Raw genomic sequence first — 26,079 nt, 5'->3', positions numbered from 1 at the left:
GACAGTATTACTATCTCATCTGAAATTTTAATCAAAAAAAACAGCGCGTTCGATAGAACGCGCTGTTTTTGCAAACCTAATCGACTAACGCTTCCCACTAAGTCATGCGTGAAAGCACATCATGGTTGGTCAATTTGCGGTGCAAAATTGCCATCACCACATGGCCTACAATCAGCGCCAGCAGTGTCCAACCAAGTTCGCCATGCAGCAAACCGCCAAGCTCGGTCATCCAGGCAATTTTTTCACCATCAAAGCCTGGCATTAGGTTAAACCCAAATACATCCAGCGCACGACCTGAACCGTACTGGCGAATTAGTGCAATCGTAGGCACTGCGATCATCAAACCATACAGTGCCAAGTGCCCCAACGTTGCCATCACACTAACCGAGGTCGGGCGGCGAGGTGCGTTGATTAACGCCCAGACGCCTCGCACGACCACAAGCGCCAGGAGCACCACGCCCACTTGGCTGTGAGTGCCCCATAAAAAAGATTCGAGCGGAGTGTCTTCGAAAAACACCCGCGCCGCAGCACTGCTGAATTGCCATACAAATAATAGTGCCATCCCCCAGTGAAGCAGGCGACTGACTATCCCATAGCGTTTATTAGTATCCATCATTGCTAGCGCCATACACCGCTCCTCAGCCTAAGTCATCAACAATAAGGCTATTTTAGCGAGCTTAGCGAACAACATCATGACAAGAGCATGGATTTTTGTTGCCAATAGCGGAACGCGCTGTTCCAACGAAAAACCGACAGGCCTGTTAAGACCCACCGGTTTTCAAACCGCCCAATAGTTACGCAAGCGTTGTGTTAACTGCTGGTTAACTAACGGGCTGGTTTTTCTTCTGCTTCACTCACCAACTCCTTTTCGACCGCCATATCTTCTTCTACATGGATAGGCTCTTCAGCCTTGTCATTGGCGTGGCTCCGCGAACGGTGTTCAATCATGAAGTACAGAATCACCCCAACACCGAGCCCCCAGGCTGCGCCGTGGGTGGCCAACACTACACCCATAATCCCGGCAACGCCCATGGCGGTGGCGTTCTTAATCTGCTCAACCGCTACTGCAATGCATAGGTAACCGGTAATCAGCAACGTAATCGACAGCGCAATTGGCAACACCGGGCGGAAAAGCGTTACCAACGGCAATAAGAACAGTGCCAGGAACCCGACAATCCAAAACACTGATGCTCCTGAGTAGATGGTATCCATCGCCCCGCGGCCATAGCGGTAGCGTTCTGCAATGGTTGCCATCGCCCCGGTAAAGAGCGGCCCGGCCAGCCCAGGGTAAGGGGCAAACATGGAGTGCATCAGGTTACGCAAACCGGTAATTAGATGAACGCGATCGACATTCACCTCAATTTTTTCATCCGGGCGTAAGTGGTCGACACGCTTGATCAGGCTTTGACCAACAATAATGTCACCAAATGCGATGATATACGCGATGATAGCCGTTGGGATTGCCGCAACCAGTAGATCGATACCCGGCGCACCAATGGTAAACGGTAGATACGCCCAGATACCGGCAAAATCGGGTATCGCAATGCCCCACTCAACCGAAGGCATCGGGTATTCGGCAACTCCCCAGCCAATCGCCATGGTGATTAGCATCCCCGGCACCATGCCGTAGGCGGCGATATTGCGTGCCCAGCGAAACTTTTCAGTCAAGTCACGAAATGACAGTGAAAACAGCACATAAAGCGTAATTAAACCGCCAATCCCCAGCGAAATAGGCGTTTCGTACAGCCTGCCCCCAACGCTAATCTCGCCGCTAATTGCCGCAATGCCTGCGCCGAGTAAAATGCCTGCTTTAATTGAATCCGGCACGCTATTAACCAGCGTTGTTCCTAACCGAGTTACCGCCATAAATAGAAAAATCGCGGTGACCATGAGCTGCAGCGCTACCATCGCGCGGATTGCTTCTGGTCCCGGTTCAAACTGGCCAATAAACAGCAGTACCACAGGTATCGCGGGCGTGATCCAACCGGCCACAAACGGAACACCCAACAACGGGGGAAGAATAAAACCAATGCCGCACACGACGACGTAGGCCAACGCCACTTCATAAGGAAGCCCTAGATATTGTTCTAATAGAGGAATCATCCCTAGCCCGATAACAAACATTACCAGCGCTTGGATGGTCTCAGGTATTTCCCAACGGAAATGAATAAAAGGTAGGCGAACTTTGAATGGGCCAACCGGCCAGTAGGGATGTTCTTCCCCATACTTTCTTTTGAGCAGCACGACGATTCCTCACGGTGTCTGATTGTTCATTATTGAATCCTTGTGAGTATTGTTTTTGTTAGGTACGTGCTTTTTACTCAGCTATCCACCAAGTTAATATTCGACTTTTCGTGCATACCCCTTTATGGCTGACCCAAATATTGTCGACACGCCGACTGGAAAATAATCCCCTATGGGTTAAATGGATGCAAAATACGCTTAAAAACCGAAAAAATCATTCAAACTGTCGACAACACAGCAATGAAAAAACGACGCTTACGTAAACGTCGTCTTTTAGTCTTAGCTATATAAGAAGTAGCGTAATAACACCTAAAGATCAGGAGCAGCAGGTGCTAAGGGGTAGTCACCGTACCGTTATCCATCCACTCACTGAGTGTTCTATCGCCTTACAGGGTAGCTGGGAAGCTGTTTAAACCTGACAAAAAAGCGTCTTTAGCCTCAGCAAATGCAGTGGGGTCATGCTTAAATCGGCGCAGTATTAGCGCCTCATCCAGGCTCAACGTGGGCGTCAGTTCATCGCTATGCTTAGCAGGATGACGTGCGCCTAAACCAACACGTTGCCCATTTTCCCCATCAAACCAACGCTTAAACCCGCACTGCTGATAGAACGCTTCTTGGGTGGCATCACTTACCTCAACGCGCAGCGGGGCTTTGAGGCTTAACTCGCTGATTAGACGCGCTTTAGCACCATCAACAAACTCGCAAGCGTGGGTTACCGTCATCCCCTCGCCAGCCTCATCCAACACCAGCAATGCTAGCGCCAGGGGTTTACCATCGCCATCGACACCCGCCAAAAGACGGGCTGCCTCTTGGTCAAACAGCACGTTTTTCGTGCCGGTAAAAATTACCAGCGGCGTTAACCCAGCTTGCTGACCGTATACCTTGGCACACAAGGTTGCCAAACACGCATTACGCGGGGCGCTCTGACTAATATGAACTACCTTCATTACGCTCTCTCATGAGAATTTAAAATCACATCAACAACGGGGAAACCTTAAAAGTTGGCCAGCCTAGAGCAAAGCTATCGATAGCACCACCCTCTGCTCCCAAAGGAACTACACTCTAGTAGCAGAGTCGCACTAAGCGCGACTCGCTTATTTGTCGCTAAGGAGAGCCAATGCCACAGTATATCGACGATCCCACGTTACCCAAACCGAGTTTCCCTGGTAGTCACATGGTTATCGATGATCATTATGTGTTTATTTCAGGGCTGACGGTTATGGATCTTTCTAACGGCAAAGCCACTCGTGGAGATGTCAAAGAAGAAACACGCCTCGTCATGCGCGAACTTGAACGCATGTTAAAACAAGAGGGAGGCAGCTTGGCGGATATTGTTAGAGTCGACATTCATCTCGCAGACTTAAGGCAGATCAATGCATTAGACAGTATCTACGCGGAGTTTTTTGAACCGGGCCGCTACCCAGCACGCACCTGCACCGAGTCACCAAATATTTGCGGGGGCAGCACCGTCGAGATTACTTTGATGGCAAAGCGCCCACCGCAAGAATAAACACTCAGCATTCTGGGCGCTTAATGCGCCCCTACCATCGCCAACACCGCATCAATATCCAAGTGCGCTTCCAGCGTATCAGCCAGTCGATCAAGCGCTTGCTCGCGGTGGGCGCGATAATCGACGGGTGCCGCACTTGCTAGCCCTAACGTAGTAAGCAACGCTTGGCAGGCTTCAGGGTGGTCAAACAACCCATGCAAGTAAGTGCCCATCACTTGGCCATCGATACTGATAGCGCCATCCACGTGGCTACCTAAATCAAAAAGCGGCCGATTGAGTGCATCCCCGTTGCTCACACCATTGTGGATTTCGTAGCCCGTTACAGCCGCTTCTTGCCCGACCATAACGCCGCTGACATTGCGCAGCTGCTTGCCCGCGACCATTCTCGTGGATACCTGCAACAACCCCAAACCTGCTACCTTCCCGGGCGCGCCTTCCAAGCCGTGCGGGTCATCTATCCACTCACCCAGCATTTGAAAACCACCGCAAATCCCCAGCACCTTGCCACCGTAGCGCAAATGGCGAGCAATCGCGTCTCTCCAGCCCTGGCGTGTTAGCCAGGCTAAATCACTGGCGGTGCTTTTGCTCCCCGGCAGTATCATTACATCAGCAGGTGGAATCGGTTGGTCTGGCCCTACAAAGGTAAGCGATACCTGAGGGTGTAAGCGCAGCGGATCAAAATCCGTATGATTGCTGATACGCGGCAGCGCGGGAACAATCACCTTAAGGGTGTGATTGGCTTTCTCAGCGTGAACCCGACCAATGCTATCTTCAGCATCCAGCAGTAGGCCCTGCAAGTAAGGCAAGGTGCCCAGAACTGGCTTGCCAGTACGCGCTTCTAACCACTCAAGCCCCGGTTCTAAAAGGCCAATATCGCCCCGAAAACGGTTAATAATAAATCCTTTCGTGCGTGCCTGCTCACTGTCGCTTAATAGCGCCAGCGTTCCTACTAGCTGAGCAAACACACCGCCGCGGTCAATATCGCCTACTAACAAAACCGGACAGTCGGCAGCTTCGGCAAAGCCCATATTAGCGATATCGCCTTTACGCAGATTGATTTCCGCCGGACTGCCCGCGCCTTCGGCAATGATCATATCAAAGCGGCTTTCCAGGGCCTGCCATGCCGCCATGACGCTCTCTTTCGCCGTGCGCTTAAACGCGTGGTAATCCAGTGCATCCATGTGGCCATGCACTTTACCGCGTAAAATCACTTGGGCTCCGCGATCGGTTTCCGGCTTTAATAGCACCGGATTCATATCACTATGGGGAACCACACCCGCCGCCTGCGCTTGTAACGCAGTGGAGCGGCCAATTTCACCGCCGTCGCTAGTGACCGCACTATTGAGTGCCATGTTTTGCGGTTTAAATGGCGCGACTGAGATACCACGGCGCTTTAACACGCGACAAAGCCCAGCAACCACCGTGCTTTTGCCCGCATCCGAGGTGGTGCCCTGAATCATCAATGTGGTCATAGTCTGCCAATCACCAAGCGTAAGTGTAATTTACCATCGCAGCGGAATCGCTTGGAGCATTAGCATCATGGCCTGGTTCAAGCGTATGCAAGAGATTAAATTGCCACAAGCTGCTGTCGCTAGTAGGGAATGTGTACCCCAGTTCGATATCCAGTTGACGTCCTGAAGGCTCAAGCGAGGCACTGCGAGTCTCACGTACGACGCTACCGTCTAAACGACGCCCTACTGGTACATCGAAAAGTGCATTTGCGCTAGTGATCCGCAGAGGCTGACGAAGGGTAAATGCAGCGCGTTCATCAGCACGCTGACCGCTCCCAGACCACTGTACGCCCAACGCCATTTGCTGTGCACTTATATCATCTATACGGGTCAATAGACCGCTGCCGACAGCGTTGCCTCGCCCCTGCTCAAACTCTGCAAAACCGCTAAAACCATTATTAAATGCTGCCTGTAAGCCAATGCCTGCAAACGCCATTTGGTTTTGCTTGCCCAACCCCAGGGCCCCGCTGCCACTGGCCCCCAACAGGCCTTGCTGCTCATCTAATTGGCCTACATAACCACTAACACTAAGGGCAGGTGACACCTGAAGTGACAGTCCTACGTCTGAACGGTTTGCACTGTAGTCGCTGTGACTTTCCGCGCTGCTTACACCACCGACCCAGTGAGAGGCCGTCAAGCTTAGCTGCTCGCCCAGCGGATAGCGGGTTTTTACACCATTGACTGACTCAAAAGCCTGGGTCAATTCAGACCCTGCTTGAAAGGAGATCATCGGTATCATGGCCGACTCCATATAGCTACTCATGGGATCAGGCTGGTCACCAGCAAAGCTAAATGCGCTCAACTGTACGTCACCAAAAGTACCGTCGAAACGACTACTCAAGACATCACCCATACTGTTATTGCTAGACGTAAAACGGTAACTTCCCTGCTCGATGGATTGCGTCTGTTTCACATATGCAGATGCCTGAGACAGCTGCTCCATTTGATCACGAAGTTGTATAGCACGCCGTGTGCGCGGCTGAGCATGCAAACCAAGGTTGAGTTGATAATCACGCCCGAGCGTATCGAATACCGCTACATTATCAAGCACACCGGATGCCGCAACCGCATTGCCATAAGCACCGGACAGCTGCATATACGAACTATCCGCCGACTCACCCCCTTCAGATATACGCTGGCTTTGGCTTACCACCAATTCACCTTCTGGTGCTAGTGCCGCATCGATATCTACTTCGCCCTGGCCTAGATAAAAAGCACCGCAATTCAAGGTGCCTGTTTCGCCACAACTATTATGCTGGAATAGCTCATTATCCTGTCGAGCGGTATCCAACAGTCGCTGGCTTGCTTCTCGTGCCGTCAGGTGAGGCCATTGAGCAATAATTCCCGCCGCGTACTCGGAGACACGCGCTGCAGAAATAGAAGTACCTTGAGCACCTTTCTGGCGATTGGCATAGTCAGCGCCTAAGGTGCGCTCTTGTAGGCGATTATCGTCACCGGGATAGCTACTAAGTGGATGAATCGAGCCATCTTCTGTCGTACCTACCGCAATGAGCATCATGCGATACAAATCGGGGTGCCGATCATAAATAGCGTTGCCCTTGGTATCGATAGCGCTTCCACTGTTGCCAGCGCTAACCACGTAAACAGCCCCTTTACCATCGTTGGCATTTACCACGCGTTGCAAAGACGCGGCAGATGACACGTCATTAAATGAAAGCCTAGGGTCGCTGGCTTCCAGGCGACGGGAAAAACTTGCATTTATAACTCGCGCGCCCCTTGCTGCAGCTTCACCAATGGCATAATCAAGAGCGTTGTTTAAGGTAGCACCCTGGCTATCTTCTACTTTGAGCAGATCAAGGCGAGAGTTTCCCAACGAGCCCCCAGTAATCGTCGATGCCACCGCATTACCGTGCCATTCATCAACGCCGCTGACATTTGTCGTGCTGGTATAGATATCTAGGCTATTTATTACTCGCTCAGCGTTGGTAATAGTGGCGATATCAAAAGCACTGTCAGCCACTGCAACACGAACCAGTCCAGGCTCGAGAGAGGCAGGACTTGGACGAGATGGCGAACCGCCTGAAGCGTGCTGGCCACCGCCACCGCTTGAGCTACACCCTGATAAAGACAGCCCAATCGCTATTCCCGCTGTCAGGAAGAGAGGCCGCTGTATAGGCATCATGGCTACCTTTTATATCAATATGAGGCTTTACGTACATGCACCTACAGGCGGTACACGAAGAGAAAATGCGTAGGCATTTAATACTGAGAGAACCTCGTACGCAAGGGATGGGGGTTCCAGCAGACAAGCCTGCTAATTTCCGCTAGGGTAGCGCCTCATGCTGCCAAACGAATTCGTATTACATGCAAGAGTTACTCAATAAAATTGCCGCCGAGCTTGCCCTTGAAACCGAGCGCGGAAATGTCGCTGACTATATTCCCCAGCTTGCCCATGTGGACCCCAGCCAATTCGCTATCAGCTTAGCTACGGTAGACGGCCAACGCTTTTCTGCGGGCTGCGCCACCATACCGTTCTCAATCCAGAGCATTTCCAAAGTTTTTACGCTAACCATTGCGTTGGGCAAATGGGGGGATGGATTGTGGTCGCGGGTCGGGCGTGAGCCTTCTGGCGACCCATTCAACTCTATCGTGCAGCTTGAGCATGAAAGCGGTAAACCACGTAATCCGTTTATAAATGCCGGGGCGATTGCGGTTGTTGATGCCATCATGATGGGTCACGAGCCTAAAGAGACACTGGCGGAAATTCTTAGCTTTGTGCGCTATATCGCCGACGATAACAGTATCTGTTTTGACCATCAGGTAGCGGCTTCCGAAATGCAGCACAAAGACCGCAACGCTTCTCTGGCTCATTTTATGAAAGCCTTTGGTCGCCTACGCCATGATGTCGATAAAGTACTCGGCACCTACTTTCACCAGTGCGCAATTGCCATGAGCTGTGAACAACTTGCTCACGCCGGGCTGTTTTTGGCATCGGACGGTGTCAATCAGCCAAGTGATTTACGCGTGGTATCGCCCCAACGAGCGCGACGGATTAATTCATTGATGATGATGTGCGGCCACTACGATGCGTCGGGTGAGTTTGCGTTCCGCGTTGGCCTGCCCGGCAAAAGTGGCGTTGGCGGTGGAATTTTGGCTATTGCACCTGGGCGTGGTTCGCTTGCCGTATGGTCACCGGGGTTGGATAAATACGGCAATAGCCTACTGGGTACACGCGCCTTGGAAATGTTTGTTCAAGAGACCGGCTGGTCGGTATTTGGACACTAAGTCAGGGCTAATGCGGCTCAAGCTGAGGAGAATGCTGCGCCGCTTCCCAGGCCTGGAGCTGTTGCTTGGTTTCAATCCCCCAGCGATAGCCGCCTAGCGCACCACTTTGCTGAATCACTCGATGGCAAGGAATCAACAGTGCAATAGGGTTAGCACCCACCGCATTTCCGACGGCTCGAGATGATTTCGGCATGCCAAGTGCCTGGGCAATTTGCGAGTAGCTCGCCAACTGCCCTTCAGGAATAGTGAGCAGCGCGCGCCATACAGCAATCTGGAAATTAGTACCGCTCACGTGGAGCGATAGCGTGGCAGGTGTCGCTTTTGTAGTCGTTTCTGCAGATGTTGTAAACAGTGCCTCTACCGCATAACGGGTGGCATCAGGGCGATGGCATAGCGTACTGCGTGGCCACTGTTTTACGAGTTCTGCCAGCAACGCTTCCTGGCTGGTAGATGCCACAAAGGCCATCCGACAAATTCCTCTCGGCGTCATCGCCACCAATATCTCGCCGAAAGGTGTAGGGTGCACGCCATAGGCAATATCAACCCCCTCCCCTTGGCGCTTAAATTCACCCGGCGTGACCGCTTCTAGCTGCACAAAGTGATCATAAAGCCGCGAGCCACCGCTTAGTCCTAGCGCATGCACGGTGTTGGTAAGACTTTCAGACGATGCGATCAGTTGTTTGCCCCGCTCCAAGGTCAACGCCTGTAAAAAACGCTTAGGACTGATACCCGCATAACGACAAAACAGCCGCTGGAAATGGTAAGCACTCAAATGCACCTGAGCCGCCACCGTTTCCAAACTTGGCTGGCTAGCGGCATTGGCCACCATGTAGGACATCGCTTTTTCGATACGGGCATAGTCATTCATAAAGACGTTCTCAGCGAAGCTAAACGAGGAAAAGCACAGGGCTCTCTGAACATAGGACAAGCTTAACCAGACCGTGTCATCCGGCCTACCCGAATCTTGCGCAATATTGCGGCATCTCAATTTTGTTCAATACTCTTTTCTCGCGCTCTTGCAAGCTCTTGATTCTGTTTAGGAGGACAACCATGAGCGTTTCACTACTGTTACCGATGTCAGCATTTGCCCTTGCCGCGTCTATTTCACCAGGTCCCGTCAACCTTGTTTGCCTAAGTAGCGGCACCCACTACCCTATTGCCAAAGGGCTTATTTTTGTCACGGGGGCGACCCTGGGGTTTCTAGTGCTTTTCCTGGCGATTGGCGCGGGGCTCTACTCACTGCTAAACGTAGTGCCACTGCTGGAGGAAATATTACGCTGGGCGGGGCTACTTTTCTTACTTTACTTAAGCTATCAGCTTTGCCAACATGATGGCTCTGTGCGCGGCCAGAGTACAGATAAGCCACCGGGCTTTATGACCGGTGCGCTGATGCAGTGGTTAAACCCAAAGGCGTGGCTGGCGTCTGCCGCCGGCATTGGGGCCTACACCAGCAGTAATGACCCCTACCAGTTATGGCTGTTCGCTGCTCTCTACCTACCCATTTGTTGGTTGTCATTGGCCAGCTGGGTTTATGCAGGCGCTTTTCTTAGACGCTATATTCACCGTCCGTTCGTTCTGATTACCATTAACCGCACGCTGGCTGCTGGCCTAGCTGCCAGCGCTATTTTCCTGCTGTTTGAGTAGCGGATAGCGATACTGGTTGGGTGTTGCCGCCACTAACCGCTTAAATGTTCTCTGGAAGTGGGGTTGGTCGTTAAAGCCGGCTAATAAAGCCGCATTAACGATCGACTCCCCCTGCCTAAGCGCACGCTGGCCAAGCTGAACACGGCGATTAATCAGATAAGCATGAGGGGTAAGCCCATAGTGCTGCTTAAACGCACGGATAAGATGACCAGCGCTATAGCCGGTTAACTGACATAGCGTTTCCAATGACACATCAAAAGCCGCATTCACGTCACAATAGGCAGCCGCAGCCTGCAAGCCATCCGGCGGCTGCGGCCTAGAGACGGTTGTCTCGTGCGCTAATGCCAGCATCAATGCGGTAAGAAACCCGGTAACCGACGCGTGCTTCATAGAGAGAGCGCATTGCTTATCTAATAAACAAGCCGCCATTTCACAATAGTGGGCATACAGCGCTGGCTGTGAGACCACTGCCGTATCGATATCACTCCAGGTTGGGGAACCAAGCGTGCCTATTTGATAGCGTAAATCCGCTAGCCATTGCGCATCCACATAGAGCATCAAATATGCCCAAGGTTCGTTCTCGATGGGGTTACAGGCATGCACCCAGTCGGGGTTCATCATAACCAAGTCACCGGCGCTAATCGGGTAAGTCGATTCCCGATAGAAAAACGTACTGCTGCCTGAGGTAATAGCCCCTACCGACCAGTGAACATGGCTATGAGGGGCGTAGCACACTTGCCTCGCATCACTGATTTTACGCAGTTCGACATAAGGCAGACGTGAGTCGCGCCAAAAAACAGGCGGCGACCCAGTACGCGGAGACCCAGCCTGTAGAGACCCAGCCTGTAGAGACCCAGCCTGTAGAGACTTAGCATGTAAAGACTTAGCACTTGGAGACTTATGGCTCATCTTCTGCTCGCATCATCAAAAAATAGCGAATAGCCTGATAGCTTGGCCTACGCTAGACAATAGCACAGCGCACGCACAGTATGGTCGCCAGACAAGCTCTATATAAGCCAGATTGCATAGGAATTCGCAATGCCATAAATGTCAGGAGGACACCATGGCTAATCGAATGAATAACCCAGATCATCGTGATGCGATTACCCTTTTCGCCCGAATGGGCTACGCTTCTCGCGGCATCGTTTATGTATTAGTGGGAGGCCTAGCCACCCTGGCAGCCTTTGGACAAGGCGGCCAAACGGAAGGCAGCCGCGGTGCTCTAGAAAGAGTGCTAACTGCCCCCTTTGGTAAAATCATGCTAGGTCTTATTGCTGTCGGTTTGGTCGGCTACGCTATGTGGCGCACAATCCAAGCTGTCAAAGACGCCGACCATCATGGTAATAGCGCTAAAGGCTTAACTATTCGCGCGGGTTTATTAGCGAGTGCCATTACGCATATTCTTCTGGCATTTTTTGCCGCAATGCTCATCTTCCAATTTGCAGGCTCTTCTGGGGATTCCAGCGGCGGCTCGCAAGGCGTAGCAGGTTGGCTGATGCAGCAGCCTTTCGGGCGATGGTTAGTTGGCGGGGTTGGTTTAATTTTGATAGGTGTTGGTATTGCCCATGCAATCAAAGGCTACAAAGCAAAATTCGATAAACACTTTGCGATGCCACCACAAACTCAACAATGGGCCTACCCCATCTGTCGATTCGGCTTAGTGATTCGCGGTCTCGTCTTCGTGATCGTGGGCAGCTTTTTTATCATCGCAGCCTACCAAATTAACCCTAATCAAGCAGGTGGTATGGGAGAAGTGTTCAGCACGCTGCGAAGCCAACCTTTCGGTCAGTGGTTGCTTGCCTTTGTCGCACTTGGACTCTTTGCGTTTGGTCTCTACAGCCTTTTAGCGGCCGTCTATCGTCGCATTAATACTGAAATGTAGAGACATAAGATGCTTTCAACAACACGGACTAAACAGTGGTTTGAGCGCATCAATGGCTCGAAAAACATGCTGTGGTTACTCGGCACCCTGTCTTTTTTAGAAACCATTATTTTGCCAATTCCCATTGAGCTGGTCTTGATCCCGCTCATGGCGATTAACCAGCAGCGCATTTGGGCAATGGCCACCGCGACGACCCTTGGCTGCCTGATAGCTTCCATTGTGGGCTATGCCGTCGGCATGGTGCTGTACCAATCCATAGGCACATGGTTTATCGAATTTATGGGTATGGAGCAGAGTTATCAGTCGTTCCAAACATTCTTCGAGCAGTACGGTTTTGCAGCGATTTTGGCTATTGGCATACTGCCGATCCCGTTTCAGGTGGCAATGATTACCGCCGGGCTTTCCGGCTATCCGATTATGTTATTTGTGCTGGCTGCCCTGCTAGCCCGTGGGCTTCGCTATTTCGGCCTTGCTTGGCTGGTACACCGCTTTGGCAACCGCGTAGAACTTATGTGGAAGCGTCACGCGCTTAAAACCAGCCTAGCGCTAGGCATGGTGGTTCTGGTGGTGGTCGTCGGATTACAGTCGCTGGCTGGGTTAGTAATATCGCATTAATCGCTAAACCGTAGGCCTTCTTCATTCCTCAACTGCCAGACTAGGCCTTATCGCTATTATCCAGCGGTAATGTGCCGTACTCTTTCACCGGCTGAATAGCAAAGTTGCTGCGAATATCGCTCACTCCAGGTAAGCGCAGCAACGTCCCCGTTAAAAACGCCTCGTACGCAGCCAAGCTAGGCACTACCACCTGTAGCAGAAAATCCGATTCACCAGACACCAAATGCGCAGTGACCACTTCCGGCAGTTTAACCACGGCTTCTCGAAAGGCATTAGCTTGCTCTTCATGGTGGCGTTCTACCTTAATGCCCACAAACACCGTTAACTCCAGCCCGACGCTTCGACGATCAAGCTCCGCGTGATAGCCACGAATAATGCCGCTTGCTTCCAAGCGTCGCACCCGGCGTAAACAGGGAGACGGCGACAAATTTACTTTCTCTGCGAGCTCCACATTGGTTAAGCGAGCATCCCCCTGTAGCAACGCAAGAATGCGCCGGTCGGTAGCATCTAACGGACCACTTGGCATAAGTAAGCATTTCTCCACTCTTAGTTGGCACAAAATACCAATAACTGATGTTCCATGAGCGCAAATGGCAAGAAATCACTCATCAGTTTAACGGTACCATGCCCTTTATGAAGTCACTACGTGCAATTTTGAGGGAGCGGCCATGGAAATCGGTCTTTTTATTAGTGCATTAGCCATTGTTTACCTGATTCCAGGCCCAGATATGCTGTTGGTGCTACATACCAGCAGTACGCTGGGCCGTGGGCATGGATTAGCCACAGCGCTAGGGTTAGCCATCGCCCGAGGGCTGCATGTGGCGTTAGCCGGTTTGGGCCTGGCCGCCCTATTTGTCGCCGCTCCGTGGCTTTTTGATGCTGTTCGTTATCTCGGTGCTGCCTACTTGATTTGGGTGGGCGTACAGCTGATTCGTACTAAACGGAGCACCGATACTAACCACCCGCAAGCATCGCTCACCGGTAGCTATTACCTAGCCTGGAGACGGGGTCTTTTAACGAACCTACTGAACCCAAAATCGCTGCTGTTTTGTTCGGTGTTATTACCCCAGTTCGTTCACACCCAACAGGGTGACGTTGCGCTCCAATTTACTCTATTGGGGGCTGTGCTAGTGGGCGTGGGGCTTGTGTACGATGCGCTATATGCCTGCTTGGGAGCGCGGATGCAACGCTGGTTTGCCAGCCATCAAAAAAGGCAAACCCTGCAACGCTGGGTATTTGGAACACTCATTATTGGCTTTGCCCTAAGGTTAGCCTCTTAAACTTAATCAGCAAAAAGCCTGCCTAGGCTGCGTTGATAGTTTAAATACCATAATCTCGTTCGACTTTGGCAATGCGCGCCTTAAAATGCTGGTACCACTGCTGATGGCCTAGTCGCTGAGCTTCCTGATGCTCAGCGTGGGCTTTCCACGCTTTTATTGAGGCCAAATCAGCCCAGTATGACACCGTCACTCCCACCTCATTTCGGGCAGACTCTACCCCCAAGAATCCCGGCTGCTGTGCTGCAAGTTCAACCATTCTTGTCGCCATTGCGTCATAGCCATTATCGATCTCGGTGCGTTGTGAGGTAAAAATAACCGCGTAGTAAGGCGGCTCGGGCGTATTAGCAATACTAGGCATAGCAGCACCACCTTGATTCGTATTGGTTACGGCATCAGTCATTTACAAAAACCTATTACAAAGAAGCACTACACAGAGCTATTACACAGGACTATTACACAGGGCTATTGCACATAATAACCACTGACTCGCCACTCACCATTTTCAAGATGAGGTGTTACGGTTTCTATTCCTCTCGCTTTATTTTCAAACCGAGTATGGAAGATAAAAACCATGTAGTCGCCATCTGGCGCACCCGGCATAGATCGATAGTGAGAGGCTTGCACTTGTCGACGTGATTCTACCGGCCCAAGCTCATTACGTGCTAACTCAATAATGCGTCTAAGCATGCTAGGCGATAGCGGCGTTTTTAGTAGCGGCGATGAACTCTCCCAAGCTTGTTCAACCTCACCATTATCAATTGATTCTAACCACGCTAGCGCCGCTGCTTCTGCCGTATTAGCAGACGCCTGAGCATAGGTGACTAGGCTAAGCAGTATCGCAGCGAGAAGGTAAGCAGGTGATTTGGGCATGGCTGACTCTTGTGGCGGCGTGTTGGCTTTTAAATCTTAAGTGATTATCGGACAATGACCGAATTTCTTTAACAACAATATTCCCCTCGCTTCTAAAACCTTGCTCGCTCGTTTACTATGCGCCACCCCAATATTTTAGCGCCCACCATTAGGCTACTATGTCCGCCAACCTGTCCGCCAACGCACTCTATACCGACCTATCTGGTTACTACGATTTGATGTGCGTCGATATTGACTACCAAGCGCAAAGCAACGCCATTCGTCGACTCCATCAGATTTTCGGCAATGGCGGGCTCACGCACCTTGATTTAGCCTGTGGCACGGGGCCCCATGTCCGCCATTTTATTGATTTTGGTTATCTCAGCAGTGGTCTTGATATTAACCAACCCATGCTGGATATTGCCGCCAAGCGTTGCCCAGAAGCGCTTTTTTCACGGCAAGATATGAGTGCGTTCGAAGCCAGCGACCCCCTCGATTTGATCACCTGCTTTTTGTACTCGATTCACTACAACGATGGGATTGAAAAGCTAAAAGGGTGCATTTCCAGCGCCCATCGCGCGCTAACACCAGGCGGCGTTTTCTATTTTAACGTGGTCGATAAAAACAAAATCAATAACGACTTATGCGTTAAACACAGTGCCAGACAAGATGACAATGTCTTCACGTTCCGCTCGGGTTGGCACTACGGCGGGCACGGCGAAAAGCAATCGCTTAGGCTGAGTATTGAAAAAACCAGCGCAGGCGCCACGCAGGTCTGGAACGACGAACATCCGATGGTAGCGGTCAGCTTTACGGAATTAACCGCCCTACTGGCGCCTTATTTTGAAGTGCATGTATTTGAGCACAACTACCAGACTATTACCCCCTGGGATAACCTTTCAGGCAATGCGCTTTTCGTCTGCGTGAAGCATTAGCATCGGTAAAGCAGAGAGGCTGCCAAGGTTGCCCCTCTTGCTTTTACCTCACAGCAGATAGTGCGCAGAAGCCCAGGGCTTAAGGTGTTGCGTCTGCATCGGCCGAACCAGGCCGTAGCTGGCGCTGAATACCGAGTAAGAAATTACGCAGCATTTGATCTTTACACTCACGGTAATTTTTATGGCTTGGCTTACGGAAAAAGGCGCTAAGTTCATGCTGGCTCAGCGGTAAGCCCACCTGTTCAAACACTGCCAAGATATCGTCTGCTTTTAAATTCAGTGCAATGCGCAGCTTCTGGAACACCATATTATTGTTTAGTTGTGCTTCAGGCACCGGCTGCGGGCCTTCACGCTTGCCACGTTTAAAGCTGATAAAGCCATTCAGAAACGCCGCCAACTCTCTATTTTTCATCGTGACAAAAGCATCATCTTCGTCTTTTTTCAGCCAAGCAGTCACCTGCGCTTGACTCACACTGACGTCAGCCAGTGAGAAGATATCCACGATGGTGCCGTCTTTTAAATCAAAGGTGTAGCGGATGCGGCGAAAAATATCATTATTGGTCAAAATAGGCTTCCTAGTGGGTCGTTAGCGTTTCAAGCAGCTGATCGATTTCCGCTTTCAGCTCGTCATCTTCAATGCCATCGGCGCTGGCTTTGGCATGTTGCAACCTTTCGATGGCGTCATCCGTTTGACCTAACTGTACTTGCAACGTTGCCATGGAAAAACCGATAGAGGCCATATGGTCTTTCGAGTTCTTAGCAACGGCTTTCTCAAGCGCCTTTTGGTAAATCGGCAGTGCATCCTCTAACTCTTCGGTAAAGTCGGCCAAGGTTTCCCACTGCTCTGGGTGGTCTTTATCGGTGTTTTCGTTGTCGGTACAAATCGCCTGCAACTCGGCATAGAGCGAATCAAATGCCTCTCTGTCATCTTTAGCCGCGGCTTTCATTAACCGCTCAGCTAGCTCATAAACCGCTTTATATATTTTGGTGTTAATCATTACCAACCACCTTCCTTTCATTAAAACAAACATCAAAATCAACCAACAAGCCGGCTTATCTAGGTATCTTCGATAAAAACTATGGACGCCAGCTCGATAGTTAAAAGTCACGGTAGCGGTATTCCACCATAATCACGCTATTATAGCCTTTGATAGCGCACCACCGGGTGATCATTTTACCGCTTTCGATATCAGTAAGGTGGCTTTTCACTTCCCTGTGGCGTTTTCCGAGAGGTACACACCTCTAGTTGCTATCTACTGCGGATCTTCACTCAACAAAAGCTCTTTAAACCCAGGATTCCGCCAATGAACTTTCTGATACAGAAAGGCTTTAATCTTGAGAAAGCAGGCTTTGTCGCGAGGCTTTACGAGGAAGCGTTCGGCGCTAAATTTGCTAGCGCAATACCTGACAAGGCACAACGCATCAAGTTGCTCTCCCACTGTTTTGTCCCTGAGTTCTCTTTTACTGCCATATTTGAAGATGAGGTCATTGGGCTAGCCGGGTTTCAGCAGGCCAATGGTTCGCTAACGGGCGGCATCGGTATGCAACAGCTGATAGACGAGCTTGGCTTAATAAAAGGGCTTTGGGCATGCCTAGTATTCAGCCTGTTCGAGCGCAAGCCAAAATCTCAAGAATTGGTGATGGATGGGATTGCTGTCGATAGCCGGTTCCGAGGGCAAGGCATAGGTTCCAGACTCCTGGATAGCATTATTGCACACGCGATGGATAACGGTTTCAAGACAGTGCGTTTAGACGTAATCGATAGCAATCCTAGAGCAAAGAAACTGTACGAATCCAAGGGGTTTGTGGCCACAAAACACGACGACTTTCGCTACTTGAAATGGCTAATCGGCTTTAGCGGGTCAACCACCATGGTGTTGACGTTAGCAGATTAAGCCTAGCCAGCGATTTACGATACCCTTCGGCTGCATTCGGCTAGCTACCTTCGGATGTGGGTTGGGTCTCCGCCTTGGGGAACCTATTCAGCCAGTTGGCTAGGCTGTCGAGCACACCGTCGGCAAAAATAGCGTCGCCAAGAAACCAGATTTTGAATAGTTTCAGCCAAGCATCCGTGCCTTGATGGTCAGGTTTTACCTGATCTGACTTCATCAGGCTATGGTCGGCGCCGTCGATGCGGTGAACTTCGAAAAACGGTGCGGCTGAACGCTCAAGCAGTTGACGATAGGCAGTCGCGCTGGAAATCGGATCGACATAGGCATCATGGGAACCAAAGAGCGCCAACATAGGTACCTTGATAGCCTGCAGGTCGCTACGCACATCGGCTTGCCAGTTGCGTTTCGCGAAGCCCCAGAAAGCTTCGCTCATTGGCTCAACGTCTACCTCACCTTCGATATGCTCCAGATAGGTTGCATAAGGTGCATTGCGCTGTATTAATGCGTTGACCTGTTCAGCGGCATACTCTTCCGCCTTGATCTCTTGCTCTGTCAGGCCTTCTGCGATCATACGTTGACGTCCAGAATAACGCGATTGATCCATCCAATTGACCGCGCCCGACAGCGAGATCAGGAAGGTAATATCATCGCGCAAGTTAGCGACCTTGGGCAGCACCCAGCCTGCCTGACTAAACCCAATCAGGCCAGTTTGCCTCTCCCCCAAGCCAACGTTTGTATGCAGAAACTCAATAGCCTCTGCAACTTCATCGGCCCGATCCTCCATTGATTGCAGTCGCCAATCGCCCTCGGACTCACCCACGCCGGGTTTATCCCAGGACAGCGAGCACCATCCTTGCTCCGCAAACAGGCGCCACAGGGGTTCGTAGTAGCCATAAGCATCGCGAGTCATATCGCCGGAGCCGTGAACAAAAACCACGCATGCATCAGGCATAGCCGCCGAGCTTGGCAGTACCAATACGCCTTTCAGGGTGTTACCAGCGTGAACGAAGCTGATCTCCCTACGCACCAAGGAATCATCATCAGCGATAATAAGAATTGCCCCTAAGCCCAGGCATAGCAGCAGCAAGACAACAGCAATACGCCTAGCACTTGTGTTCTTAGTACTTGTGTTCTTGGTACTTGTGTTCTTGGTACTTACTGAGAAGAGTTGCATGGGTGTTCCTTGGGCGGTTTGATTGACGGAGCGACCTGGCGAGATCGTTTCAGATCCTGGGTAATAGCCATTAGCACAGGTACCAGGAACAGCATTAGAACGGTGGAGAATAGCTCTCCAAAGGCTAGCGAGGCCGCAGCAGGCTTCAGGTATTGAGCTTGTTCGGAGCTTTCTGAGAGCAGCGGCAGCAAACCAATCACCGTAGTGGTCGTGGTGAGAAAAATCGCCCGAAACCGGCTCGCGGCTGCAGCCTGAATAGCGTCATAGGGGGCCATGCCGTCAGCCACAAGCTCGTTGTGGCGGCTCAGCATCACCAGACTATCGTTCACGACCACGCCGGCCAGGGCTAACATGCCGAACATCGATAGCAGCGACAGAGCTAGGTCGAGATACAGGTGGCCGAGGATGGCGCCAACAAAACCGAACGGGATAATTGCCAGGATAATAAAGGGTTGCCAGTAGGATTTTAACGGCACCGCCATGAGCACGTAGATCAGTACCATAGCGATTAATAGCGCTTTCTTTAGACCACCCTGTAGTTCACCCATTTCTTCCAGCTCGCCTCCAGGACGAACCCCCAAGTCCGGATACTGCTGCTGGAGCTGTGGCACAAGTTGGCTCAATACGGCCCGTGCCACCTCCTCAGGGGCAACCACGTTACGGTCAATGGTTGCCGAGACCAGATTGACCCAGTTGTTGTTTTCCCTGTACAGCGCCTTGGGCTTGAGAACACGCTCAACGTCGGCAATGTCAGCGAGTAAAAACCACTGGCCCTTGTGGTTGCGGACGTGGGACTGCAATAGGTCATCCATCGTATTGCGTTGCTCGATAACATATTGCACAAGTACCGTTAGTTCAGTGTTATCACGCTGAACTTTCTGCACCTCAGCGCCGCCAAAAGCAGCCCCCACCTGCATCGCTAGGGTCTGTTGATCAAATCCCAGGCTCTCGGCAGTGGGTTTAAGCGTGACCATAAGTTCGCTCTGAGCCCCAGCCATCGAGTCACGAGGGTTATGCACCCCATCAATACTACCCAGGTAATCCTTGAGCACGTTGCCAGCCGCAACCAACGTCGCCTGATCGCCGCTGGTCAATTTGATCTGAAAACCGCCACCCACCTCTTCAGAGCCCGTAAAGTGTAATTCAAGGCTTCCTTCAAGCAGACCAACCTGCTGGCGCCAGCGCTGAATAACCTCTTGGACATCGATGCCTGGACGCTCCGCCACCGGCGTTAGCTCCGCATAAATACTGGCGGATTCAGCACTGCTAATCGCTTCAAAAATAGTCCGCACTGGGGCTTGATCCAGACCATATTGCTGTTGCAATAGCGCATTGATAGCGTCCCCCTCGCGGCGGATACGCTCAACATTGGCGCGAGTCAGCTCAAACGGTGCTCCAGGGTCCATCTCCAGCGTTATGCTGACAACCTGGCCGGGCACCTCTGGGAAGAACACGCTTTTCACCAGGCCTTTCATGGTTAGTCCCAAGACGAATATCGCGACGCTGATAAAAAGGATGAGCACGGCATAGCGGTGACGGACAGCCAACGTGAGCAGAGGCACGTAGCAACGGTCGCGCAGGAAAAACAACACAGCTTGGGCGCCCAGTTGCACCGGCAGCCAGAGACGAGCCAGTATCCACCGCGGGGGCTTGCCAATATCAATACCGGCAAGATGAACAGGTAAAATGAACTTACTTTCCAACAGTGAAAACAGCAGCGCGAGAATGACCACCCCCGAAAAGCTCGCTAGCACTTTACCTAAGGGATTATCGAGGATCAGCAGTGGGAAAAAAGCGGCAATGGTGGTTAGCACGCCGAAAACGGTGGCCACCGAAACCCTGGCCACTCCAGCCTCAGTGGCGGCGATGGGATTATTATTGAGACGGCGTTGCTCGAACACGCTTTCCCCGACGACCACGGCGTCATCAACTAGGATACCCAACGCCAGAATAAAACCGAACGTGGTGATATCATTCAGCGAGTAATCCATCCAACCAGTGCCAGACACGGCGATAGCGCCCAATACCGATACAGGGATGCCCATGGCCACCCAAAAGGCGAGCTTCACATCAAGAAACAGGGCTAGGATTAGCACAACCAGCACTAAACCTTGCAGACCATTTTTGGTTAGCAGGACCAGACGGTCGGCGATGTAGTCAGCGCTATCGCCCCAGGCGACCACCTCAACTCCCTGAGGCAATTGGCGGCGAAAGTCATGCAGCACATCATGAGTAACTTCGGAAATACGCAGCAGGTTTTCACGCTGACCCACTAATATTTCCATGCCCGAAGTGGGCTGACCATTAAAGCGAAACCGATAGTCACCCTCGACTGTCGTATCCTGGATAGCGGCAATGTCCCGTAGCAATACTTGATCGCCGTTATGCTCCTTGACGATGGAAATGGCCCCGAACTCGGGCGCATACTCGGCTTCACCATCGGTCCTGATATAGATTCGACCCGCGCGGGTTCTCAGGGAGCCGGCCTGAAATTCCAGTGAACTCGCACCAATACGTTCCATCACATCGGGCACGGTCAGGTTTAGCTGGCGTAGCTTCTGACTGTCGACTTCAATGCGCAGCTCTTGTTTATGCAGCCCCCAGACATTCAATCTCGATAGTTCAGGCTGGGCTAGCAGCGCCCACCTTAACCGCTTGGCAAGCTCATGTAGGGTAGCCTGCTCAGCATCACCGTAAATGTTGATATAGAGCGCCGGATAGTCAAAGGCGCTGGCGTCGATTTGCGGCCTTTCGGCCCTGGCGGGTAACTCGATCCCGCTATCCATCCGCAATCGTACCTTATCCAGCAGCCTATCAAGGTTTTGCCCACTGGCCCGTCTAAGTGTAATGGTAGAAAGGCCATCGCTGGAGACCGCTGAAAGGCTGCGAACCCCTTCCAAGCCCTCTAAAGCCGTTTCAATTTTCTGGCTGACCAGAGCATCGACCTTGTTGGGAGGTGCGCCTGGAAACACGGTGGTAATAGTAATGCTATCCGGCTCGACGCGGGGAAAGCCTTCTATACGCATGTTGTTCAGTGTGACTAGGCCCACTAACAGGATAAAGGCCATCAGTAGATTAGCGGCAACCGGATTACGGATAAACCAAGCGGTCAGTACGTGCATCACCAAGCCTCACCGATGGTTGTCCGTACACGCTGCCCCGGTAGATAGGAGGACAGTGGGACAGCAACGATTTGCCATTGATCGTTATCGGACGGCGCTCTTACCAGCACGCGGTCATCGCGGTGGGACAACACATCGGCCACGCTGCGAGCCAGGGTACTGCTGCCCTCTTCAACCCACCAGATCGAGCCATCGACCGTCAGTGCCGGTGCAGGGATGCTGAGGGTGTTTTCCTCTATGCGACCTTGAAAGCTAGCTTTAACGAAGTCGCCTGCCAGAACAGCAGTTTCGGCACTTTGGAGATCGAGATGCACGATATAATGGCGTGTTGTGGCATCAAGATAGCCACCGCCCTGACGTATGTCTGCCTCGCCAATCGGATGGCCCAGGTCGTTGTAGAGCACTACCTTTTGTCCCTGGATAGGATGATCAAGCCGTTGCCAGTCGCTCTTACTGATACTGGCAGCCAGCTCATAGTGAGCATCACCTATCAGCCGAGCGACCGGGTCACCCGCCATTAGCATTTGCCCCGGGCTGACATAGCGCTCGACAATAAAGCCACTATAGGGCGCTCTTATCACCGTTTGGTCGAGTTCCCGCTGCGCCATATCAACACGGGCTCTGGCAGCTTCAACCGCAGCATCGGCAATATGCAGTTGAGGAAGGTGCAGAGCCAAATCATTGGGCGGTTGTTCTCTGGCGCTTGCAAACTGCCGCCTGGCCACCTGAGTAGCGTATCCCGCCCGCTCCTGCTCCAGCTCCGCCTCACGGAGCAAGCGCTCGGCATCAGCCCGTTCTGCCCGATAGCGGGTATCGTCAATGACCATCAGTGGTTCTCCCTCACTAACGCGACTGCCAGCCAGGGCGCGGTCATGCACCCTAACAACAGCACCACTGACTTGCGCTTTCAGTTCGACTGCCCAACGTGACGTCACCTCGGCATAGGCTTCAATCGATACAGGCTGCTCACCACGGCTGACTTGCTCTACGCTGACAAGGGGCGGAAGCGGTGCCTGGTTGCGTTGTTCAACCTCGCTAGGGCTCTCAACTTCAGCAAGCAGCCCAGTAACGGCTAACAGGATGCCAATTGCCAAAAGCAAGGCCAGAACGCGGCTGTTGAGCAGCCTTCTAAAACGCATAGAGATAGCCTGCGCTGATAGACCACAGATGATCATTATCGACGATAGGACTATCGTGAACCTCGTCGGAAAAACGGCGCTGGCTAAAGTCAATCAACAGCCGGTGGGATTCGCCAAACGAACGGGATAGGCTAATACCGGCCTGATATTGATAGGCACCTTCAGGACGGTATGCAGGACGCCCTACCTTCGCATCATCGGCATCGACTCCAACGTAGTAGCGTGCCACCTGACTACCCGCGTAGGTCAGTGAAATATGCGGTTCAATGCGCCACTTCTGAAACTCAAGGGGATAACCGTAGCCAATTACGGCCGAGCCTCCATTATGGTTGCCGGAGATATCCTGCCGGTAGCCTAATGTCAGGTAACCCAGTGAACCAAACCAGTCGACACTCACTGCGGCAGTGTAGATGTCGTCGAGTTCCTTCATGTCCTTGAGCTCAGGACTGTTACCCCGTTCAACATCGCCGAAGGCGTCATAACTAATCGCCGCGGACAAGGCCCAATTGTCTCCTCCCACTAGATAGCTACCCAGTGAATAGTCACGAAAGAACCAGTTGTCCGACTCCCACTCGATATAGGGCAGCAGACCTGCATTGTCCTTACCGCCTACGTAAAGGGACGGTTCCGTGTAGGCAATAAGCCCGATAGCAAAGGTGTCGGCGCTTTCTTGATCCTGGCTGAAGGACCAGGGTGAATAAGTGGCCAGAATAGCCGTCGCCAGGGGAATAAGAGCACAAATCTTCATTGGGTTGACTCCGTTTTGAATCAGTAACTCAAGGTGAAGTGAGAGGCTGATGTTTGCGGAGTCGATTGTCAGACAGAGGGTATTAAGCGGGTCTTAAGATAGTTAGGTGGGAATGGCGATAATTACCAGCGTAGGGTTACGCAAGCCCTCGGGTAGTCAAGGACAAACTCAAACTGCCAATCAAGCCGGTTGGCTATACGCTCGACCAACTGCAGACCTAATCCGAAGCTGACCGTTTCAGATTTGCCAGCAGCGTCAACGGGGTTTGAAATAACCAACGAGTTATCTGTGATCACTAGGGTAATCGTCCCACTACTGGTGTGCTGGAAAGCATTACGGATCAAGTTGGCTAGTACAATGCGAAACAGATCATGTTCAATGTTGATACTGCTGGCCTGATCGTTAAGTGACACCTGAATATTTTTATTCTCAACCAGATACTGCATATCCACCAACAGTTCGCTACACAATGCGCCTGGCCAGACGATGGACTTTCCAATAGGCCTAGAGGATGGGCGGGCCAGCCACAAAAGGGCTTCCGACAACAAGATCATATTGGCGCAGGCTCGACTAGCGCGTAACAGAGAAGGGAAATTAGGATCCTCAGGGGCAGTTCTCACTCCTAACGTATCCAGGGAGGCCTGAATAATCGCGAGGGGAGTTCTCAACTCGTGGCTAGCATGGCGCAAAAACTGCTGCTCACGTTCGTTGTATTCTCTTACCTGTTGTAGTGTCGACAGCAGCTGATTGGCAATTTGGTTGAGCTCACTGATTGAGAACTGAACATCAATCTCGCTGCCTGGGTGCTGCTTGACCCGGCTTGACCACTCCACGAGTAGCGATAGAGGCTTCACAGCGCTCTTAAACAGCCAGGAGATAACCAAAAATAGCACCAGGCTAAATATCCCAGTCACCAGGCTAGCCTCGATCAATGCCTGCTTGAAAATAGCTTCGGCCAAGGCATCAATCTTGTCAGCCTCTTCAAACTCCAACAGATAAAGGCCACTGGTCTGCTGCTCTTGAGACCGCTCCTGTGACTGAACTTGCGAATAGAGCAAATAACCGTATTCACGAATACCCTGCTCATTAACTCGCTCTATTTCCAGCGGCTCCAGGGGTTGAATTTGACTGCTAGAAAATAGCTGCCGGATCTCTAGGGGAATGTCATCCCACTCCCGGTAGGCGCTCACGTCACCTCGCTGCGGCAGTACATAGTCGGGGTTGTTATTGGCCGCCTGCTGCAGCTTAATCGCATCAAGATGCATATAATACTTAGCCGCCTGACCCACCTGATAAAAGCTGAAAATAGTGACCAGCGCAATCTGCCCAATAAAGATGGCAATGGCCAAATACAGCAAGTGCTGTCGAGACTGGGCGGCTAAACTACGAACCGGATTGGAAGACATCAGCGCGTCTCCACAAACAGCGACAGCCCAACCCCGACATGGGTATGAATGAGGAGCTGTTCAAAAGGTTTATCAACCACTTTACGCAGTTGGTGTAAGTGTACGTTGACAGTTCCCTCTTCCACTTCCTCGCCTGGCCAGACATGCTCCACAATTTCGTTTCTCGACACCACAGCCGGCGATCGACGGGCAAGCAATAACAGAATTTTCCAGCTGGTCGGCGTCAGTTTCAGCTCCTGCTCAGCACGAATGGCCCGGTGCTCTTTTGGGTAGATCCTGAGATCAGCAATCCGTATACATTCACGCTCGGGGTGACGACGGCGATACAGCGCATTCAGTCGGGCCAAGAGTAGCGGCATCGTGCAAGGCTTGATGACATAGTCATCGACACCGGCATTAAACCCCTCCATTTGATCGCCTTCCATATCGCAAGCGGTCAGCATTAGTATCGGCGTATCAACACCGTTAGCCCTCAGTTGCCGACAAACATCGATGCCCTGCACCTTCGGCAGCATGTTATCCAGGATCAAACCGTCATAATGCTGCTGGGATGCCAGGGTGATACCGCTGGCCCCAGTATAGGCAAAGTCGCATTCGACACGGTGCAATTCCAGGTACTCGGAAATAGCCAGTGCCAAGTCTCGGTCATCTTCAATGATTAATATTTTCATGGCGGCCGACTACGCGAAAAAAAGAATAATTAGCTTAAATGGAAATGCCTTAATATTACATTAAGCCTGCCGTTTTTGAGGCGTGTGCATAAATTGTCGCTTCCCCGCCTTAGTTTGCCGCCACCATTAATGCTATGTGGCCGAAATTGACCGCTTTTAGACCGCGCAAGGTATCGTTGGCTGAAATGGGAATAGCTAATCTATAACCTCA

Annotated in this window: 26 protein-coding genes; 8 read left to right on the top strand and 18 right to left on the bottom strand. The window is 51.8% G+C overall.

Annotation, left to right across the window (positions count from 1 at the left end):
• Nucleotides 1-97 precede the first annotated feature (97 nt).
• From J4377_RS07395 to J4377_RS07385, 3 genes are all read right to left on the bottom strand, one after another.
• Nucleotides 98-628 (bottom strand): cytochrome b, encoded by a 531-nt coding sequence (locus tag J4377_RS07395; RefSeq protein ID WP_095604203.1) that lies wholly within the window; start codon nucleotides 626-628, stop codon nucleotides 98-100.
• 197 nt (nucleotides 629-825) lie between these two features.
• A complete protein-coding gene (locus tag J4377_RS07390) occupies nucleotides 826-2,244 on the bottom strand; it encodes a xanthine/uracil/vitamin C permease (protein ID WP_120387084.1) in 1,419 nt (472 codons plus the stop codon).
• A gap of 386 nt (nucleotides 2,245-2,630) precedes the next feature.
• A complete protein-coding gene (locus J4377_RS07385; RefSeq protein ID WP_253487784.1) occupies nucleotides 2,631-3,191 on the bottom strand; it encodes a hypothetical protein in 561 nt (186 codons plus the stop codon).
• A 170-nt stretch (nucleotides 3,192-3,361) separates the two neighbouring features.
• Here J4377_RS07385 and J4377_RS07380 point away from each other — a divergent pair, with 170 nt between their 5' ends.
• Entirely contained in the window at nucleotides 3,362-3,754 is a 393-nt protein-coding gene (locus J4377_RS07380) for a RidA family protein (RefSeq protein WP_038483550.1), read from the top strand.
• 20 nt (nucleotides 3,755-3,774) lie between these two features.
• Here J4377_RS07380 and J4377_RS07375 read toward each other — a convergent pair whose 3' ends face one another.
• The gene (locus J4377_RS07375) at nucleotides 3,775-5,226 is read right to left on the bottom strand and encodes a cobyric acid synthase (protein WP_253487782.1); all 1,452 of its coding nucleotides are present in this window, start codon (nucleotides 5,224-5,226) and stop codon (nucleotides 3,775-3,777) included.
• A 10-nt stretch (nucleotides 5,227-5,236) separates the two neighbouring features.
• Nucleotides 5,237-7,408, bottom strand: a complete 2,172-nt coding sequence (locus J4377_RS07370; RefSeq protein ID WP_253487775.1) for a S8 family serine peptidase — start codon at nucleotides 7,406-7,408, stop codon at nucleotides 5,237-5,239.
• Between the two features lie 182 nt (nucleotides 7,409-7,590).
• Here J4377_RS07370 and J4377_RS07365 point away from each other — a divergent pair, with 182 nt between their 5' ends.
• The gene (locus J4377_RS07365) at nucleotides 7,591-8,511 is read left to right on the top strand and encodes a glutaminase (RefSeq protein WP_253487773.1); all 921 of its coding nucleotides are present in this window, start codon (nucleotides 7,591-7,593) and stop codon (nucleotides 8,509-8,511) included.
• A gap of 7 nt (nucleotides 8,512-8,518) precedes the next feature.
• Here the strand turns inward: J4377_RS07365 and J4377_RS07360 are convergent, their stop codons facing one another.
• A complete protein-coding gene (locus J4377_RS07360) occupies nucleotides 8,519-9,379 on the bottom strand; it encodes a bifunctional transcriptional activator/DNA repair enzyme AdaA (RefSeq protein WP_253487771.1) in 861 nt (286 codons plus the stop codon).
• A 182-nt stretch (nucleotides 9,380-9,561) separates the two neighbouring features.
• Between J4377_RS07360 and J4377_RS07355 the strand changes: the two genes are divergently transcribed.
• A complete protein-coding gene (locus tag J4377_RS07355) occupies nucleotides 9,562-10,155 on the top strand; it encodes a LysE family translocator (RefSeq protein WP_253487769.1) in 594 nt (197 codons plus the stop codon).
• Here J4377_RS07355 and J4377_RS07350 read toward each other — a convergent pair.
• On the bottom strand, nucleotides 10,120-11,064 hold the full coding sequence (locus J4377_RS07350; protein WP_253487767.1) for an AraC family transcriptional regulator: 945 nt from the start codon (nucleotides 11,062-11,064) through the stop codon (nucleotides 10,120-10,122). The two genes, J4377_RS07355 and J4377_RS07350, sit on opposite strands and share 36 nt — an antisense overlap.
• 154 nt (nucleotides 11,065-11,218) lie before the next feature.
• Between J4377_RS07350 and J4377_RS07345 the strand changes: the two genes are divergently transcribed.
• On the top strand, nucleotides 11,219-12,037 hold the full coding sequence (locus J4377_RS07345) for a DUF1206 domain-containing protein (RefSeq protein ID WP_051626452.1): 819 nt from the start codon (nucleotides 11,219-11,221) through the stop codon (nucleotides 12,035-12,037).
• Between the two features lie 9 nt (nucleotides 12,038-12,046).
• Nucleotides 12,047-12,652 (top strand): YqaA family protein, encoded by a 606-nt coding sequence (locus J4377_RS07340; RefSeq protein WP_120387088.1) that lies wholly within the window; start codon nucleotides 12,047-12,049, stop codon nucleotides 12,650-12,652.
• Nucleotides 12,653-12,692: 40 nt separating this feature from the next.
• Here the strand turns inward: J4377_RS07340 and J4377_RS07335 are convergent, their stop codons facing one another.
• Nucleotides 12,693-13,178: an Lrp/AsnC family transcriptional regulator gene (locus J4377_RS07335; RefSeq protein WP_253487765.1), complete on the bottom strand. Its 486-nt coding sequence runs from the start codon at nucleotides 13,176-13,178 to the stop codon at nucleotides 12,693-12,695.
• Nucleotides 13,179-13,320: 142 nt separating this feature from the next.
• On the opposite strand from J4377_RS07335, the gene J4377_RS07330 reads away from it, so the two are divergent.
• Nucleotides 13,321-13,932, top strand: coding sequence for a LysE family translocator (locus J4377_RS07330; protein WP_009723577.1), 612 nt, complete (start codon nucleotides 13,321-13,323; stop codon nucleotides 13,930-13,932).
• 40 nt (nucleotides 13,933-13,972) lie between these two features.
• Here the strand turns inward: J4377_RS07330 and J4377_RS07325 are convergent, their stop codons facing one another.
• Nucleotides 13,973-14,290, bottom strand: a complete 318-nt coding sequence (locus J4377_RS07325) for an antibiotic biosynthesis monooxygenase (RefSeq protein WP_038486692.1) — start codon at nucleotides 14,288-14,290, stop codon at nucleotides 13,973-13,975.
• Nucleotides 14,291-14,394: 104 nt separating this feature from the next.
• On the bottom strand, nucleotides 14,395-14,802 hold the full coding sequence (locus J4377_RS07320; protein ID WP_253487763.1) for a DUF4019 domain-containing protein: 408 nt from the start codon (nucleotides 14,800-14,802) through the stop codon (nucleotides 14,395-14,397).
• 170 nt (nucleotides 14,803-14,972) lie between these two features.
• Between J4377_RS07320 and J4377_RS07315 the strand changes: the two genes are divergently transcribed.
• Nucleotides 14,973-15,716, top strand: coding sequence for a class I SAM-dependent methyltransferase (locus J4377_RS07315; RefSeq protein ID WP_253488121.1), 744 nt, complete (start codon nucleotides 14,973-14,975; stop codon nucleotides 15,714-15,716).
• Nucleotides 15,717-15,795: 79 nt separating this feature from the next.
• Here J4377_RS07315 and J4377_RS07310 read toward each other — a convergent pair whose 3' ends face one another.
• The gene (locus J4377_RS07310) at nucleotides 15,796-16,281 is read right to left on the bottom strand and encodes a DUF1456 family protein (RefSeq protein WP_253487761.1); all 486 of its coding nucleotides are present in this window, start codon (nucleotides 16,279-16,281) and stop codon (nucleotides 15,796-15,798) included.
• A gap of 10 nt (nucleotides 16,282-16,291) precedes the next feature.
• A complete protein-coding gene (locus tag J4377_RS07305; RefSeq protein WP_253487759.1) occupies nucleotides 16,292-16,714 on the bottom strand; it encodes a tetratricopeptide repeat protein in 423 nt (140 codons plus the stop codon).
• Between the two features lie 306 nt (nucleotides 16,715-17,020).
• Between J4377_RS07305 and J4377_RS07300 the strand changes: the two genes are divergently transcribed.
• Nucleotides 17,021-17,611 (top strand): GNAT family N-acetyltransferase, encoded by a 591-nt coding sequence (locus J4377_RS07300; protein ID WP_253487758.1) that lies wholly within the window; start codon nucleotides 17,021-17,023, stop codon nucleotides 17,609-17,611.
• Between the two features lie 40 nt (nucleotides 17,612-17,651).
• On the opposite strand, the gene J4377_RS07295 is transcribed toward J4377_RS07300, so the two are convergent.
• The 6 genes from J4377_RS07295 to J4377_RS07270 all read right to left on the bottom strand — a co-directional run bounded on the left by J4377_RS07295 (nucleotide 17,652) and on the right by J4377_RS07270 (nucleotide 25,868).
• Nucleotides 17,652-18,782 carry a S9 family peptidase gene (locus tag J4377_RS07295; RefSeq protein WP_253487749.1) on the bottom strand — a complete coding sequence of 377 codons (1,131 nt, stop codon included), beginning with the start codon at nucleotides 18,780-18,782 and terminating at the stop codon, nucleotides 17,652-17,654.
• Nucleotides 18,764-21,904 (bottom strand): efflux RND transporter permease subunit, encoded by a 3,141-nt coding sequence (locus J4377_RS07290; RefSeq protein WP_253487748.1) that lies wholly within the window; start codon nucleotides 21,902-21,904, stop codon nucleotides 18,764-18,766. The genes J4377_RS07295 and J4377_RS07290 overlap by 19 nt, the downstream gene beginning before the upstream one ends.
• The gene (locus J4377_RS07285; RefSeq protein ID WP_253487746.1) at nucleotides 21,904-23,043 is read right to left on the bottom strand and encodes an efflux RND transporter periplasmic adaptor subunit; all 1,140 of its coding nucleotides are present in this window, start codon (nucleotides 23,041-23,043) and stop codon (nucleotides 21,904-21,906) included. Before J4377_RS07285 ends, J4377_RS07290 begins: the two co-directional genes overlap by 1 nt.
• The gene (locus J4377_RS07280; protein ID WP_253487744.1) at nucleotides 23,033-23,791 is read right to left on the bottom strand and encodes a MipA/OmpV family protein; all 759 of its coding nucleotides are present in this window, start codon (nucleotides 23,789-23,791) and stop codon (nucleotides 23,033-23,035) included. The genes J4377_RS07285 and J4377_RS07280 overlap by 11 nt, the downstream gene beginning before the upstream one ends.
• Nucleotides 23,792-23,913: 122 nt before the next feature.
• Nucleotides 23,914-25,197 (bottom strand): HAMP domain-containing sensor histidine kinase, encoded by a 1,284-nt coding sequence (locus J4377_RS07275; protein WP_253487742.1) that lies wholly within the window; start codon nucleotides 25,195-25,197, stop codon nucleotides 23,914-23,916.
• Nucleotides 25,197-25,868, bottom strand: coding sequence for a response regulator transcription factor (locus J4377_RS07270; RefSeq protein WP_089038052.1), 672 nt, complete (start codon nucleotides 25,866-25,868; stop codon nucleotides 25,197-25,199). The genes J4377_RS07275 and J4377_RS07270 overlap by 1 nt, the downstream gene beginning before the upstream one ends.
• Nucleotides 25,869-26,079: the final 211 nt, after the last annotated feature.

This window comes from Halomonas sp. XH26 (assembly GCF_024138895.1).
In the GTDB taxonomy this organism is placed as follows: domain Bacteria; phylum Pseudomonadota; class Gammaproteobacteria; order Pseudomonadales; family Halomonadaceae; genus Vreelandella; species Vreelandella alkaliphila.
This window is presented reverse-complemented; position numbering and strand designations above follow the sequence as displayed.

What these genes read in the sequence shown, in the direction of transcription:
- J4377_RS07395 (WP_095604203.1), bottom strand. Translation starts at nt 628, where the DNA reads ATGGCGCTAGCAATGATGGATACTAATAAACGCTATGGGATAGTCAGT.
- J4377_RS07385 (WP_253487784.1), bottom strand. Translation starts at nt 3,191, where the DNA reads ATGAAGGTAGTTCATATTAGTCAGAGCGCCCCGCGTAATGCGTGTTTG.
- J4377_RS07380 (WP_038483550.1), top strand. Translation starts at nt 3,362, where the DNA reads ATGCCACAGTATATCGACGATCCCACGTTACCCAAACCGAGTTTCCCT.
- J4377_RS07375 (WP_253487782.1), bottom strand. Translation starts at nt 5,226, where the DNA reads ATGACCACATTGATGATTCAGGGCACCACCTCGGATGCGGGCAAAAGC.
- J4377_RS07370 (WP_253487775.1), bottom strand. Translation starts at nt 7,408, where the DNA reads ATGATGCCTATACAGCGGCCTCTCTTCCTGACAGCGGGAATAGCGATT.
- J4377_RS07365 (WP_253487773.1), top strand. Translation starts at nt 7,591, where the DNA reads ATGCAAGAGTTACTCAATAAAATTGCCGCCGAGCTTGCCCTTGAAACC.
- J4377_RS07360 (WP_253487771.1), bottom strand. Translation starts at nt 9,379, where the DNA reads ATGAATGACTATGCCCGTATCGAAAAAGCGATGTCCTACATGGTGGCC.
- J4377_RS07355 (WP_253487769.1), top strand. Translation starts at nt 9,562, where the DNA reads ATGAGCGTTTCACTACTGTTACCGATGTCAGCATTTGCCCTTGCCGCG.
- J4377_RS07350 (WP_253487767.1), bottom strand. Translation starts at nt 11,064, where the DNA reads ATGAGCCATAAGTCTCCAAGTGCTAAGTCTTTACATGCTAAGTCTCTA.
- J4377_RS07345 (WP_051626452.1), top strand. Translation starts at nt 11,219, where the DNA reads ATGGCTAATCGAATGAATAACCCAGATCATCGTGATGCGATTACCCTT.
- J4377_RS07340 (WP_120387088.1), top strand. Translation starts at nt 12,047, where the DNA reads ATGCTTTCAACAACACGGACTAAACAGTGGTTTGAGCGCATCAATGGC.
- J4377_RS07335 (WP_253487765.1), bottom strand. Translation starts at nt 13,178, where the DNA reads ATGCCAAGTGGTCCGTTAGATGCTACCGACCGGCGCATTCTTGCGTTG.
- J4377_RS07330 (WP_009723577.1), top strand. Translation starts at nt 13,321, where the DNA reads ATGGAAATCGGTCTTTTTATTAGTGCATTAGCCATTGTTTACCTGATT.
- J4377_RS07325 (WP_038486692.1), bottom strand. Translation starts at nt 14,290, where the DNA reads ATGCCTAGTATTGCTAATACGCCCGAGCCGCCTTACTACGCGGTTATT.
- J4377_RS07320 (WP_253487763.1), bottom strand. Translation starts at nt 14,802, where the DNA reads ATGCCCAAATCACCTGCTTACCTTCTCGCTGCGATACTGCTTAGCCTA.
- J4377_RS07305 (WP_253487759.1), bottom strand. Translation starts at nt 16,714, where the DNA reads ATGATTAACACCAAAATATATAAAGCGGTTTATGAGCTAGCTGAGCGG.
- J4377_RS07300 (WP_253487758.1), top strand. Translation starts at nt 17,021, where the DNA reads ATGAACTTTCTGATACAGAAAGGCTTTAATCTTGAGAAAGCAGGCTTT.
- J4377_RS07295 (WP_253487749.1), bottom strand. Translation starts at nt 18,782, where the DNA reads ATGCAACTCTTCTCAGTAAGTACCAAGAACACAAGTACCAAGAACACA.
- J4377_RS07290 (WP_253487748.1), bottom strand. Translation starts at nt 21,904, where the DNA reads ATGCACGTACTGACCGCTTGGTTTATCCGTAATCCGGTTGCCGCTAAT.
- J4377_RS07285 (WP_253487746.1), bottom strand. Translation starts at nt 23,043, where the DNA reads ATGCGTTTTAGAAGGCTGCTCAACAGCCGCGTTCTGGCCTTGCTTTTG.
- J4377_RS07280 (WP_253487744.1), bottom strand. Translation starts at nt 23,791, where the DNA reads ATGAAGATTTGTGCTCTTATTCCCCTGGCGACGGCTATTCTGGCCACT.
- J4377_RS07275 (WP_253487742.1), bottom strand. Translation starts at nt 25,197, where the DNA reads ATGTCTTCCAATCCGGTTCGTAGTTTAGCCGCCCAGTCTCGACAGCAC.
- J4377_RS07270 (WP_089038052.1), bottom strand. Translation starts at nt 25,868, where the DNA reads ATGAAAATATTAATCATTGAAGATGACCGAGACTTGGCACTGGCTATT.